Origin of the sequence: Lutimonas vermicola, assembly GCF_038433205.1 — a bacterium.
In the GTDB taxonomy this organism is placed as follows: domain Bacteria; phylum Bacteroidota; class Bacteroidia; order Flavobacteriales; family Flavobacteriaceae; genus Lutimonas; species Lutimonas vermicola.
The window spans coordinates 1,154,069-1,168,647 of sequence record NZ_JBCDNA010000001.1 but is presented as its reverse complement, the minus strand read 5'-3'; the positions used below and the strand labels follow the sequence as shown (position 1 = coordinate 1,168,647).

Below are 14,579 nucleotides of genomic sequence, written 5' to 3'. Positions count from 1 at the left end.
ATGATATCGTTTGTGGTGCATCAAAACAATCTTCTGTCTGGAACCTTGCGCTGATCGTATTTCAGGTCACTGAGCGGTCCTGATTTGATACCGATAAAAAAGTAATAGGTGGCTCTGTCTCCAAATGGTACCCAGTTAAAACTAAAGCGCCAGCTGTCGAGATCCCTTTCAAAACGAAGTTGTGTATAAGTGATCCCGCTATTTTCGAAATCGTAACCGGATGAAATCCCAACCCTCCATTTTGGCGAGAATTCAATATTTCCTGATACCTGTAACGAATTTGCGGTGATATCGCTTTGAGCCCTTGAATTATTATAGGTGAGTGAATATCTAACGCGCATGTCCCATGGCATTTCGGTTTTGTACAAGGTGGCCTTTTTGACTTTTTCTTCGTCGGTATTGATTTGCTGGTTGCGATTGGTCAGGCTTTCACCAAACATATTTGAAGAACTGTCGAGGTTCGTATTACCACCGGAACCCTTTGCCCCTGATGATTTCTTGGCTTCCTTAAGATCTTTACTCGATATGGAATAATTGGCCGTTAGGTTGGCACCTGTAAACCTGAATAAACTTCCTCCGTTATTGATATTGTATATATTGATCCTGCTTCCATTGGCGTTTAGCGCATAAGGATCAAACGAAGCGTTTAAATTGATGCCCAGCTTGTTTTTGAGCATTTGGGTTCCGGCTGTCATTCTCAACGGACTCCAGTTCAACGAGTCTGCTGCAATATTGTAACTTGTTGAAAAATTCAGGTTATTTAGGATCTTTACTTTTCGCGGTTCATCATCTCCTTCATCTTCTTCACCTTCTTTTGCTGCTACCTTCGCTTCAAGTGTGTTGTTCACAGACAAGCCTATGGCACTGGAAAGCCCTCTTGTAGGCGCGCCATACAGGCCATTTTGAAAGCGGGAATATTCCCTGATATCATCAGGATCTATACTAGCCTGATATTCATCGTAATACTGACTGAAATCAGGACGGTAACTGTACGAAACAGAAGGTCTCATAACATGCCTCAGGGCTTGTATCCTTCCTTTCTTAAAGTTGACCATCCCATAAACCGTCGTGGTTGCCGATATCCCGCCCGAATACTCCCGGTATGAATCAAATCCGTTTACAGTATCGGAGACCACTTCATTTATATTTTCATCCCAATACCTGTCGATGGTTTTAAAATACCACACATCTTTATATACGATAGAAGGCGAAAGGCTTATAAATTTCAAGGCTTTGGCATTTGTACTCATCGAGATATCATGTTTGACTCCGGTTTGAGCCTCATCAAACATCTTAGCCGTCCCGAATTCTTCATCGTTGGTAGAAATCCGGTTTTGGGCGTTCATGCTATAGGTCACCCCAATATTTTGAATCGGATTCTTTTTTGATCCGACTTTGGGTGCAAAAGGATAGATACGATCCATATTCAGCACCAGAGAAGGCAGGTTCATATCGATGGATTCTGTATTTGTGTTTTGGGTATGCGTCATCGAAGCATTCATATTGAAGGGCGTTCCTACAAACTTTTTGTAATAGGAAACCGACGAGGCAAACGTATTCGTCAAATAATAAGGGGAGCTCGATTCGTTGATCGATTCCTGGAAAAAGCTGCTGCTACCAAAATTCACCGAAGCAGAGAACCTTGAATTCGGATTGGAGGTTGCAGACTGGCTGTGAGACCATCTAATAAAGAAATTATTTCTCTTGCTGTAGTCTGGAAAGCCTTTTTGGCTATTGATAAGGTTTTCGTATCTCAAACTAAAATTACCTGTAAATTTATAGCGAAGGTTGTAATTCGATTCGGCCCTAAGCCCCCAGCTTCCATTGGTATATATGTCACCTAAAATTCCCAGGTCAAAATAGTCGTTTACCGCAAAATAATATCCTCCATTTTGAAGAAAATAACCCTGATTGTTATTTTGACCCCAGGTGGGAATAACAAATCCTGAGGCCCGCCCACTTGTTAGCGGAGAATAAAAAAATGGAAGTACCAAAGGGGTGGGTACATCTGAAATCACCAGATTGCTCATTCCCCCTACAATCTTACTGTCGGGTACGATCTTTATATTTTTGGTCTGTACATAATAATCTGGTTTTTCCTTCAAAGAAGTCGTAAAACGCGCTTTATTGATGTAAAATGTACTGTCGTTTTCTTTTTTAGACACATCGCCCGTTATAATCATTCCCTGTTGTTCCGTTCGTGAATTATAGATGAGAGCTTTCTTATTCTCAAAATTATAGATCAGGGAATCTTGCGTTGATGCCTGGTTGCCCTGCACGAATTGAGGCCTTTGTACATATACCCCTGCCGTATCAAATATACCGGTGGCGATGGCCAGGCTATTCTTGTAATCAATAATGATCTTTCCGGCCTTTAGCTCTATATTCTGATAATAAAGTTCTGCCTCATCGTAGAGCGTGGCTCTCTGGTTGATAAAATCGTTGGAAATATAATCTTTTGACTTGTGTATGATATTGTCTTCAAGGTATTCGGGATTGATTTGTATACTATCGGTTTTAGTTGTATCGATAACTGCTAAATCAGGGCTATTGCCGTTTAAGACACGTAAACTATCAGTTCTATTTATATTGTTTTCTTCACCGTTCTTATTTTGTTCTACCTGCCCCAAGGCCACTTGATTTACAAAACAAAAAAATAAGGAAAAGAAAAGTAAGTATCTTAAATTTGTATACAATGCTATAAATAGTATTTTTGTAAAAAAATGTTACTTTTTGAAAGATACAAACTTACATATATTTTTTCAGTGGTATAAATTAATAAAGGAAAAACTAGAAGTATAAAAACCATGATGGATTTAGTAAAAAACAGGAACTATGCCGCAATTTTTACAGTGCTGATATGTGGATTTTTTTTAATCTTAGTTCAGACAAAAACCTATGCCCAGGATAATTTTACAGTAGTTTTAGATGCTGGTCATGGAGGAAAGGATCCCGGGAGACCTGCCAAGAACTACCTTGAGAAAGATATAGCGCTGAGTATCGTGCTCAAACTGGGAAAAAGACTGGAAGCTATAGATGATGTAAAGGTGGTATATACAAGGGATAAAGACGTTTTTGTCGATCTTAAAGAAAGAGGGCGAATTGCCAATGAGGCAGATGCAGACCTTTTTGTATCGATTCACTGCAATGCCTTTCATACCCAGGTAGATGGTACAGAGACCTATGTATTGGGCCTGCATGCGAACAAACAGAATTTTGAAGTAGCCAAGCAGGAAAACTCGGTTATCTTTCTTGAAGATAATTACCAGGAGAAATATGAAGGCTTTGATCCTAACTCACCTGAAGCAGTTATAGGTATGACCTTGATGCAGGAGGAGTTTTTAGATCAGAGTTTATATCTGGCAAGTAATATTCAAACCAATTTCAGGGACGTACTCAAAAGAAACGACAGGGGTGTAAAGCAGGCAGGGTTTGTAGTATTGCACCAGACCTACATGCCCAGTGTGCTGATTGAAACTGGTTTTATCACAAATGCTCAGGAAGGGGCTTTTTTAAACTCCAAGAGCGGACAAGACAAGGTTGCCGGATCGATCTTTAATGCCATCAAAGCCTATAAAAAGAATCTTGATGAAAATCTTGTCATAGAGGAATCACCTGTGGCCATTGTAGATAGTTCATCTAAAGTTTATCCCGGAATAGACTTTAAGGTCCAAATTGCCTCAGGAAACAAGAAACTTGAGACAAAATCATACAATTTCAAAGGATTAAAAGGAGTTGAGCGCGGAAAGATAGGGGGATCATACAAATATTATTATGGTAAGTCTTCTGACTATGATCAAATCGTGAAATTGCAGGCAGAAGCCAGAAAGGCAGGATATAAAACTGCTTTTGTTGTTGCGTTTAAGGGAGGGGAAAGAATTAACATGTCTGAAGCGATGAACAAGTCGCTTTAAAATAAATGGCACTTGAATTCGTTTGAATCCTGATTCTTGCAGGTGACAGGATCAAAAGAAACCGCCTCGTATGGGATCACCTGGTAAATAATGAGTAATATTGTTTAACTAATAGTACTATTTTGACCATATCAAGAGAATTGAAAACCGGCATTATCGCCGTTCTGATACTTATCCTTTTTGTTTGGGGATACAACTTTATGAAAAACAGAAGCTTGTATGACAAAACCCGAACTTTTTATGCTGAATACACCAATGTTCAGGGGCTGGCTCCAAAAAGCCCGATCACCATCAATGGATTGAAGGTTGGAACCGTTTCTGAAATTTCCTTTCATCCTGAAAAAAAAGGAATATTGGTTGCTCATTTGACTCTCAGCAATGATATAAAGTTTTCTGTCAACAGCGTTGCCCAGATCTATAGTCCTGATTTTATAAGTGGGAAGTCTCTTAAGATCAATATTGCTATTGATGAAGGAGAAATGGCCGTAGCTGGAGATACGCTGATCGGTATCGTCGATGCGGGTATTATGGGTATGATCAATGAGCAAATCGCCCCGTTGCAATCAAAAGTTGAAAGTTTTGTGGTGCATACTGATTCTGTGATGCAGAATATCAACAATCTCATGAATGAGGAAAACCAGAAAAATATAGAGGAGTCTTTAGCCAGTATGAATGCCTTGCTCCGAACGTTTAAAAGTACGGCAAGCAACCTGGACGCTATGACCGCCCAAGGGGGCAAGATCGACAGTATCATGATTGGTGCAAATAAGACTATGAACAACTTTGCAATGATCTCAGATTCTATTCAAGCTGCCAATTTAGGGGCAACAGTTGCTGAATTACGGCATTCACTGGAGAATTTTAATGTGATAATTGACAGCCTCAATTCGGGTAAGGGCACCATCGGAAAACTGATGCAGGACGAAGCTTTGTACAACAACCTGACCAACTCTGCCAAAGAACTGGAAGAATTGCTTAAAGAGGTAAAGGAACATCCCAAAAGATTCGTTCACTTATCGGTTTTTGGAAGAAAGGAAAAGTCCTATGAAGAGCCTGTAAAAGAGTAGTTAATAACTTGTAATAATTTTGTCTTCCTCCCTTTTTGATTATCTTTACTTTTAAATGCTGTAAAAGCAGTTGATGCTTTGACATTTAAGCCTTGTATAGATAATTGAGTATGTCTTATTTACCTAATATTTTATTTGCCTTATTGCTCTTTTCAGGGATAAGTTTCTTTGTGTGGAATATAAAAAAACTGAGCAGAAACATTGGCCTTGGAAAAAATATAGAACGAAATGACCACAAGGCAGAACGTTGGTCCAATATGGCTAAAATTGCCCTTGGGCAATCAAAAATGGTAAGAAGGCCTATAGCAGGGATACTTCACATTATAGTTTATATCGGTTTTTTGATCATTAATATTGAGGTGCTGGAAATTGTTATAGATGGTTTGTTTGGCACGCACAGAATTTTTGCGTTTGCAGGGGGGCTTTATGATTTTTTAATAGGATCTTTTGAGATACTTGCCTTTCTCGTCCTGATTTCTGTGATTATTTTCTGGATAAGAAGAATGATCCTGAAGATACCGAGATTTTGGAGCAAAGAAATGACGAGCTGGCCCAGGAATGACGCGCTGAATATTTTGTATTTTGAAATCGTGCTCATGGGCTTGTTCCTGCTTATGAATGCAGCTGATTATGCCTTGCAGCAAATGGGAGCCATACATTATGTGCAGGCGGGAAGTTTTCCTGTGAGTCAGTATATTGCAGCCTGGCTGCCAGAAAACGAGATGACACTTTTTTATATAGAGCGAGGTGCCTGGTGGTTGCATATTACGGGAATCCTGATCTTTTTAAATTATTTATACTATTCGAAACACCTTCATATACTGCTTGCTTTTCCGAACACATTTTATGCAAACCTCGAACCAGAGGGGAAATTCGATAATTTAGCTTCGGTAACCAAGGAGGTGAAACTGATGATGGATCCTGAGGCTGATCCTTATGCTGTGCCGGAGGATGGCGAAGAAAACGTTGAAAAATTTGGCGCCAGCGATGTGACCGACTTGAATTGGGTGCAATTGATGAATGCTTATACCTGCACAGAATGCGGAAGATGCACGGCTGAATGCCCGGCAAATCAAACGGGAAAAGAGTTATCACCTCGTGCGATCATGATGAAAACAAGAGACCGTTTGGAGGAAGTTGGAAAATTTATTGAGAAAAAAGGGGAAGCTTCGTTTAGGGAAGAAGGTGATGGAAAAACATTGCTGGATACCATTTCGGAAGCCGAAATCTGGGCCTGTACCAGTTGTAATGCCTGTGTAACAGAATGCCCGGTAAGTATTGATCCTTTATCCATTATTATTGATTTAAGAAGGTTTTTGGTCATGGAAAAATCGGCAGCTCCTCAAGAATTGAATATGATGATGACCAATATTGAAAATAACGGGGCACCCTGGCAGTACAGTCAAATGGATCGACTGAACTGGAAGGATGAATAGCCTTGCGAAAAAGATAAAGTTGAAGCGAAACTTAAATGTTTAAAATATTTAAATTAAATTAGTATGGTAATACCAACAATGGCTGAAAAAATGGCTAAAGGAAAGTCTCCCGAGGTCTTGTTTTGGGTTGGTTGTGCTGGAAGTTTTGATGACAGGGCCAGGAAAATTACCAAGGCCTTTGCAAAAATTCTGATAGAAGCAAAAGTTGATTTTGCAGTGCTGGGTACTGAAGAAAGTTGTACAGGTGATCCTGCAAAAAGAGCCGGGAATGAATTTCTTTTCCAAATGCAGGCGGTCACCAATATAGAAATATTAAATGCGTATGAGATCAAAAAGATCGTTACAACTTGTCCGCATTGTTTTAATACCTTAAAAAATGAATACCCTGAATTGGGAGGTTCTTATGAGGTGATGCACCATACAGAATTTTTAAAAAGTCTGTTAGATGAAGGTCGCATAAGCATTGAAGGAGGAAAGTATGCCGGTAAACGAATTACGTTTCACGATCCCTGTTATTTGGGGAGAGCGAATGGAATATATGAAGCGCCGCGTGACCTGATCAGGAAACTGGAGCTTGAGTTGGTCGAAATGAAACGATGTAAGTCAAAAGGATTGTGTTGTGGGGCAGGAGGTGCTCAAATGTTTAAGGATGCTGAGCAGGGTGAGAAGGAAATTTTTGTGGAAAGAACGGAAGATGCCCTGGAAACCTCACCTGAATTCATTGCAACAGGTTGTCCTTTTTGTAATACAATGATGACCGATGGAATCAAAAACAAAGAAAAGGAACATAGTGTAACAGTAATGGATATCGCAGAACTGATAGCCGATGCCAAAGATCTATAATAAGTACAAATAGAATATGCCATTCGTGAGAGATAAGAATTTAGTAAATATTTACGAGGAAATTGACAAGGCCAATAGTACCATCAAAACCTTGTCTACTGCTTTAAGGGACGAAGAAGAAAACAACTCCATACTAAAAAAGCACAGAATCATTCTGGGAATTGCGGCTTTGGTTATGCTGATCCTCTTCTTGTGGTCCTTCCTTCCAAAATCTAAGCAGTATAAACAGGAATACCTGATCAAGAACAACCTGAGTTTAATCGATACAGATTCGCTTCATAAGATTCAGAGAAAGGCTAAGCAGGTGGTCCTGATTGACTCCGTAAAAACCTCCTTGATCGATATGAGTATTGTTTACAGTATTCAAATCGGAGCTTATACCAACTTTAGTTCTAATCTGATTTCAGATGATATCACCCAATTGGAAGAATTTGAAGAAAATGGTTTCAACAAATTTTCTATAGGAAAATTCACAACCTATAAGGAAGCAGTTATGCTCAGGGATGATTTGAAACGGGTTGGTTTTAAAGACTGTTTTATTATAGCTAAGTCATATGGAATGCCCGTAGGGATAAGCGAAGCACTTCAGTTAAGTGGTGAAAAGTGGATTAGGGGAACCAGTAATTAAACAAATCAACTATTTTGTCAAAAGTAAGTATTTGGGTCAAGGCAGCGCGTCTGCGTACTTTACCCTTGTCATTATCAGGAATTATTCTAGGTTCATTTATGGCCGCATCAAAGGGGGTCTTTAACCCGGTGATTTGCGGACTGGCGCTTTGTACAACTATAGGTTTTCAGGTTATTTCAAATTTCGCAAATGATTATGGTGATGGTATAAAGGGCACAGACAATGAGACCAGGGTAGGGCCCGAACGTGCGCTACAGAGTGGTGACATCAGCCCTAATTCAATGAAAAAAGGAATTATAATCGCAGGAGCCATCAGTATTGCTTTGGCGCTGTGTTTGATTTTTATAGCCTTTGGAACGGCCTATATTTCTTATTCAGTTGTATTTATCGTTTTGGGTATCAGCAGTGTTATAGCAGCAGTAAAATATACTGTAGGAGATCACGCTTATGGTTACAGTGGTTACGGTGATTTATTTGTTTTTCTTTTTTTTGGTTTGCTCAGTGTTTGCGGTACGTATTTTTTATATAGCAAATCACTGGAATTCAGCGTTTTTTTTCCGGCCATTGCAATCGGGCTGCTGAGTGTGGGTGTATTGAACCTCAATAATATGCGTGACCGTGAATCTGATGAAAAATCGGGGAAGCGCACCATCGTGGTAAAAATAGGAAATGAGTTTGCGAGATATTATCACTTTTACCTATTGGGGGCCTCGTTTTTATTTAGCCTTTTATACACTGTTTTAAACTTTAGGTCTTTCTTCCAGTTCCTATTTGTGTTGGCTTTTATACCTATTTTAAAACATGCATACACCGTGTATAACAATAAGGATCCGAAGGAGCTTGATCCCGAGTTAAAAAAACTGGCTTTGAGTACTTTTTTATTCGCAATTTTGTTCGGAATTGGATTAATTCTTTAGCTGATATTTGTCAGTTGAATAAAAGACAAATAAGTCTACTTTTGTTTTTTAATTGATGATGAAGCAACTTATCATAACACATTTTCTGCTAAATTTATACTTGCTTGCCCTTGTACAACCTGCCCTGCCCATATTGGAATATCTGATCAATTATGATTATATCGTGAATGAACTTTGCGAGAATAAAGACAAACCGATTATGGCGTGTAACGGGAAGTGTTACCTGGGAGATCAGTTGGATAAACAACTAGATCTTGGCAAGGAGCATCAAAGCCCCATGCCCCCTGTAGTTGATTTTGAAAAATTCATCAGTCTTACTGACGATATCTCCTCTGAACTTCCCGCAAATTATGAAGCCCTTGTATTAAGGCCTCATGTTGTGAAAAACCTGAAGGAACTGTTGTTTGCTTCAACCCTGCTTCGTCCCCCCATTGTTTAATTACTAGTTCGTGTATGTGGGTCCTGTATGGACCTCACCCTGTGAAACCCTTCACAGACAAACCTATTTGTTTAAACAATTAACATCATAATGAAAATAAATTGCATGTTATGCCTGGCACTGCTATTATGCGGCTTGGCGGGATATACCCAGGAATTGGAAATCCATGGAATCATTGAAGATGAACATGGACAAGTAATAGAAAATATCATTGTAAAATTAATCGACCAGGAAAGATTTACATCAACCGATCAAAACGGGCAATTCGTCATCCTGGCAAAGGAAGGAAGCGAAGCCAGTCTTTCGCATCTGTCATACAGGCCTCAAACCGTGGTTCTTTCAAACCATATGCAAATAGTCATGCAGGAGCAGGCTTTTGATCTGGACAACATTATTGTAACCGCAGATCCCCTGGGAAACCTGGCCCAGAGCAGGATCGTTTACGATGACGTAAAGGCCGTTACCCAGCCCAGGAACGTCAGTGACCTGTTTAAAGACATACCCGGATTTGGTATACAAAAGAGAGGTGCCTACGCCTCAGAACCTGTATTCAGGGCTTTTAAATATGAACAATTAAATGTTCAGTATGACGGTGGGATGAAGATTCTAAACGCATGCCCCAATCGCATGGACCCCATTACGACTCATGTGATTCCAGAGGAGATCGAAAGGATAGAGATCGTAAAAGGTCCTTTTACGGTAAGATTTGGACAGAATTTTGGCGGGATTATCAACATGGTTTCAAAAACACCTGAATCGAAGAAAGACGGAATAAGCGGCACTGTTGAAACAGGATACGAGACCAATGGAAATAATTTTACCGGAAGGGGTGCTGTCATGTTTAAAAAAGAACGGTTCGATGTAGAGTTAAACGGATCCTATAGAAATTATGATGATTACACAGACGGGAACGGAGAGGAAGTACCTTCATCTTTTACATCCACAGATTATTCGGTTAAGCTGGGCATCAACCCAACAGACGAACAAAGGTTTCGTTTGACCTGGAGACAATCTTTTGGCAGGGATATCAAACACGCCGGATTACCTATGGATTCACCTTATGACAATAGCTATTTGATGGGCTTGGATTATAAGATCAGGAATATCAGTAATACCATAAGCAGCATTATGTTTAAAGGCTTTTATTCTAACGTGGATCATTTGATGACGAATGAAGAAAGACCAAATTTTATGATGACAGGAGCGTCATCAAATGTTTTTGTTACCACTTGGGGTGGTAAGGCCGAAATGACCCTTAACCCCGGTGATCGTTTAAGTTTGTTCCTGGGCCTTGATGCCAATATTATTGCAAGGGAAGGTGACAGGATAAGAACCATCAAGATCGTGAATGGCAACATGTTGCCCGAACCCATCATCAAGGTTGATAAAATATGGCAGGATTCTGAACTTAATGACGTTGGCCTTTTTGCGGAATCAAAAATCAGAACCTCGGATCGTTCTGTTTTTACGGCCGGTATACGTACTGATTTTATCAGTACCGCCATCAATGATCCCGAACAAGACTTTCTCGACCTATACGGCGGCGAGATAGACGACCAGCAAGAAGCAAACTTTAGCGGTAATATATCTTATGTGTACAGTTTAAACAAGACCATGCTTCAGTTGTCATTTGGACATGGGGTAAGAACTGCGGCAATTGTTGAACGTTATATCAACCATTTCAACATCAATGCTGATCCTTATGAATATGTGGGAAACCCGTATTTGAATCCGGAAAAAAACAGCCAGTTTGAAATCTCTGTCAATCAAAAGTTTGAAAAAATCGATTTGGGAGCCACCATTTTTTATTCGTTTTTAACAGATTATATTACGGCGGTGGCAGACGAAAGCCTGCCCAGAAAATTTATGCCCATGCTGGAGCCTAAATTCGCCAAACGATTTATCAATGTGGGCAAAGCGAAACAAGCAGGGTTTGAATTGTATTTCAATGTTCATTTCACAGAAGACATCAGTTTTTTATCCGATCTGGCTTATACCTATGGGCAGAATCAGGAACTCGATGAACCCTTGCCACAGATTGTTCCTTTGACTGGTCATTTGAGTTTGAATTATGACAAGGAAAATTACTGGGTCAATTTAAAATCGAGATTAGTGGCAGAGCAAAACAGGATATCAACGTCTTTTCGAGAAACTGTGACCCCTGGTTTTACTACTTTTGATCTTAGTGCCGGAGTTAAACCCTTTAAAGGTTTTTCGGTGGGTGCTGCCGTGCTGAATATTTTTGACACTGACTATTATGAGCATTTGAATTTTTCGTATCGCAACTCCGACCTGCTGAGTGGACGAATTTACGAGCCCGGAAGAAATTTCACCTTGTATATTACCTATAGTTTTTAGAAACTTTTATGTGAATGGCCGCGAAGCAGAGATTGTTTCGCGGTTTTATTTTTTATCTGTATTGTGTTGAAGGTTATAATTCAGTAAATTTAGTCTCTAAACCGGTTATTATGAAAATCACTTACTTGGGGCATGCTGCCCTTTCTATAGAAGTTGGTGAAACAACTATTGTTGTGGATCCTTTTATAAGCCCAAACGAATTGGCAAAAGACATTGATGTCAATGCGCTTAAAGCAGATTATATTCTTATTACACACGCACATCAAGACCATATCGTTGATGTGGATGCCATTGCAAAGAACACAGGGGCGAAGGTTATATCGAATTTTGAGATTGTAAACCATTATGCAGCCAAAGGAATTGAAGGGCATCCAATGAATCACGGAGGGAGCTGGCAATTCGATTTCGGAAGAGTGACCTATACCAATGCCATTCATACGAGCTCATTTCCTGACGGAAGCTATGGTGGACAACCCGGAGGCTTTGTTCTTGAAACGAAAGAAGGAAATGTATATATAGCAGGAGATACAGCCTTGACCATGGATATGAAGCTCATCCCTCTGCAATGCAAGATAGATTTTGCAGTACTTCCTATAGGAGATAATTTTACCATGGGAGTTGAGAGCGCTGTTATCGCTTCTGATTTTATTGAGTGTAATGAGGTGATGGGATATCATTATGATACGTTCGGTTATATCATCATTGATCATGATGAAGCTAAACTGGCTTTTAAAAATGCAGGTAAAAACCTGTATTTGTTACCTATAGGTGGATCCCATGATATTTAGAGTTTTCCTTTTTTTGGTAACTTTAGTCGACAATTACATATCGAAAACAATGAAGTATTCAAGTGAAGTCATCCTGAACCTGCCTTTAAAAAACAGTCACAGAAATCTCTCGACCTTTTTAAGGCTTTTGCTGAGGCCCGAAAATAGATAGATTCGTATAATCTTTTAGAATCATGGAAACTAATATGGTTGGCTGGTTTAAAATACCGGTTTCAGATATGAAAAGAGCACAGTGGTTTATGAAACTGTATTAGGGATCAAGATCTCAGTGTGGAGCAATTTGGAGACACGCTTATGGGATGGTTCCCATTCCCAAAAGATCCACAAGCCAGGGGAGCCGGAGGATCGCTTGTTCAAAATCTCAGTTTTTACAAACCCTCTTCAGATGGCATGCTTGTCTATTTTTCATCTGCTGAGATCAATGATGAGTTAGGCAGGGTTAAAGATGCAGAAGGCCTGGTACTTAAAGAGAAAACACTCATCAGGAAAGACATAGGCTATATGGCCCTTTTTTTCTTCTCTTGAAACTTAGTTCCATAAAAGAGCATAGAGCATTACCAAAATAATCATGATCGCAAATGCGCCTATGTTAAAAACCGGACTCGTTTTAAATAATGCCTTACTGATAGGAATTGCTTTCTCGTCATTCTTGCCTTTGTTTTGGAACAAGCTGATCATTACAATGACAAGACCTGTAAGGATTGTGGTGTATGCCATCTGATCCATCCAGGGAAGGTCAAGAAATACAGGGCTCTCAGACCATCCTTTAGGAGCTACCTTAAAATACATGGCGATTGGAATTGAGACCAAAGCGCCAATGATAGCAGCTTTGTTAGTTGTTTTTTTCCAGAATAGACCCAGCAAGAATACGGCTAAAATTCCTGGGCTCACCACGCCTGTGTATTCCTGAATAAATTGAAAAGCCTGGTCTATCCCTCCTAATAAGGGTGCCATAATACATGCTATGATCAGAGCGACTGCAGCCGAAATTCTTCCGGTGTTGACCATGGCCTTATTGCTTGCGTTCTTGTTGATATATTGTTTGTAGATATCCATGGTAAAAATCGTTGAGGTCGAATTCAACATTGAGGCCAGGGATGACACAATAGCGGCAGCCAATGCCGCAAAAGCAACTCCCTTTAAACCTGTAGGAAGAAATTGAAGCAACCAGGGATAGGCCTTATCTGCCTGTTCAGCCGAAGGAAGGTTTTTAAGTCCGGCTTCACCTAATCCGGCCAGTATGTCGGGGTCATTCACCATCACATAAGCTGCAATTCCGGGAATCACAACGATTAATGGAATGATGAGTTTTAAAAATGCCGCGAGTAAAATACCTTTTTGGGATTCCTTTAATGATTTTGCCGCCAATGTTCTTTGAATGATATACTGGTTGAAACCCCAGTAGTATATATTGGCCACCCAAAGGCCTCCAACCAGCACCCCAATTCCCGGAAGGTTGTCGTATTCAGGATTGGACTTATCCAGTATCATGGCAAACCGGTCGGGAGCCGCTTCATAGATGATTTTCAATCCTTCCAATTGACCTGCTCCTCCCGATACCGTGTCTAAGGCGAGATAGGTGGTAAACAATCCTCCAAGTACAAGAAAAACAACCTGGATCACATCTGTCCATGCCACAGCTGATAAGCCGCCATAGAGTGAATAAGCCGCGGCAAATAAGGCAAGGCCTATGACACCATAGATCATGGGTATGCCCATGATGGTTTCTAAGGCAAGAGAGCCCAGGTAAAGCACAGAAGCGAGATTTACAAAAACGTATAAAGCGATCCAGAAAACCGCCAAGATGGTCTTTAGGTTCGTGGAATATCTTTGTTCAACAAATTCGGGGATGGTATACAGGCCCTTCTCAATAAAAATGGGTAAAAAGTATTTACCAACAATAATCAAGGTAATCGCTGCCATCCATTCATAGGAAGCAATGGCCAGCCCAAGGGCAAAACCCGAACCAGACATTCCTATAAACTGTTCAGCCGATATATTAGCCGCGATCAAAGAGGCGCCTATGGCCCACCAGGGCAATGACTTGCCCGCCAGAAAGTAATCTTCAGCATTTTTTTCGTGCCCTTTTTTGTCTCTGGATACCCACAAACCAACCCCAAGGATCAGTACTGCATAGCCAATAAAAATGATATAATCGAGTAGCTCAAAATTTGCGTTCATGATACTAA

12 protein-coding genes are annotated in these 14,579 nt (G+C 40.2%); 10 read left to right on the top strand and 2 right to left on the bottom strand.

Annotation, left to right across the window (positions count from 1 at the left end; genetic code table 11):
• Positions 1-20: 20 nt before the first annotated feature.
• Positions 21-2,636, bottom strand: a complete 2,616-nt coding sequence (locus AABB81_RS05275; protein WP_342159110.1) for a putative LPS assembly protein LptD — start codon at positions 2,634-2,636, stop codon at positions 21-23.
• A 171-nt stretch (positions 2,637-2,807) separates the two neighbouring features.
• Between AABB81_RS05275 and AABB81_RS05270 the strand changes: the two genes are divergently transcribed.
• The 10 genes from AABB81_RS05270 to AABB81_RS05225 all read left to right on the top strand — a co-directional run bounded on the left by AABB81_RS05270 (position 2,808) and on the right by AABB81_RS05225 (position 12,915).
• A complete protein-coding gene (locus tag AABB81_RS05270; protein ID WP_342159109.1) occupies positions 2,808-3,914 on the top strand; it encodes an N-acetylmuramoyl-L-alanine amidase family protein in 1,107 nt (368 codons plus the stop codon).
• A gap of 122 nt (positions 3,915-4,036) precedes the next feature.
• Positions 4,037-4,981 carry an MlaD family protein gene (locus AABB81_RS05265; RefSeq protein WP_342159108.1) on the top strand — a complete coding sequence of 315 codons (945 nt, stop codon included), beginning with the start codon at positions 4,037-4,039 and terminating at the stop codon, positions 4,979-4,981.
• Positions 4,982-5,091: 110 nt separating this feature from the next.
• The gene (locus AABB81_RS05260; RefSeq protein ID WP_342159107.1) at positions 5,092-6,417 is read left to right on the top strand and encodes a 4Fe-4S dicluster domain-containing protein; all 1,326 of its coding nucleotides are present in this window, start codon (positions 5,092-5,094) and stop codon (positions 6,415-6,417) included.
• Between the two features lie 63 nt (positions 6,418-6,480).
• Positions 6,481-7,260, top strand: coding sequence for a (Fe-S)-binding protein (locus AABB81_RS05255; RefSeq protein WP_425287324.1), 780 nt, complete (start codon positions 6,481-6,483; stop codon positions 7,258-7,260).
• Between the two features lie 25 nt (positions 7,261-7,285).
• Complete coding sequence (locus AABB81_RS05250) at positions 7,286-7,888, top strand: SPOR domain-containing protein (RefSeq protein ID WP_342159106.1); 603 nt, start codon at positions 7,286-7,288, stop codon at positions 7,886-7,888.
• A 14-nt stretch (positions 7,889-7,902) separates the two neighbouring features.
• Positions 7,903-8,805, top strand: coding sequence for a 1,4-dihydroxy-2-naphthoate polyprenyltransferase (locus tag AABB81_RS05245; RefSeq protein WP_342159104.1), 903 nt, complete (start codon positions 7,903-7,905; stop codon positions 8,803-8,805).
• Positions 8,806-8,860: 55 nt separating this feature from the next.
• On the top strand, positions 8,861-9,244 hold the full coding sequence (locus tag AABB81_RS05240) for a hypothetical protein (protein WP_342159103.1): 384 nt from the start codon (positions 8,861-8,863) through the stop codon (positions 9,242-9,244).
• Positions 9,245-9,334: 90 nt separating this feature from the next.
• Positions 9,335-11,602 (top strand): TonB-dependent receptor domain-containing protein, encoded by a 2,268-nt coding sequence (locus AABB81_RS05235; RefSeq protein WP_342159102.1) that lies wholly within the window; start codon positions 9,335-9,337, stop codon positions 11,600-11,602.
• A gap of 110 nt (positions 11,603-11,712) precedes the next feature.
• Positions 11,713-12,390: a metal-dependent hydrolase gene (locus tag AABB81_RS05230; RefSeq protein WP_342159101.1), complete on the top strand. Its 678-nt coding sequence runs from the start codon at positions 11,713-11,715 to the stop codon at positions 12,388-12,390.
• 270 nt (positions 12,391-12,660) lie between these two features.
• Entirely contained in the window at positions 12,661-12,915 is a 255-nt protein-coding gene (locus AABB81_RS05225; protein WP_342159099.1) for a VOC family protein, read from the top strand.
• Positions 12,916-12,918: 3 nt separating this feature from the next.
• Here the strand turns inward: AABB81_RS05225 and AABB81_RS05220 are convergent, their stop codons facing one another.
• Positions 12,919-14,571 (bottom strand): sodium/sugar symporter, encoded by a 1,653-nt coding sequence (locus tag AABB81_RS05220; protein WP_342159098.1) that lies wholly within the window; start codon positions 14,569-14,571, stop codon positions 12,919-12,921.
• Positions 14,572-14,579: the final 8 nt, after the last annotated feature.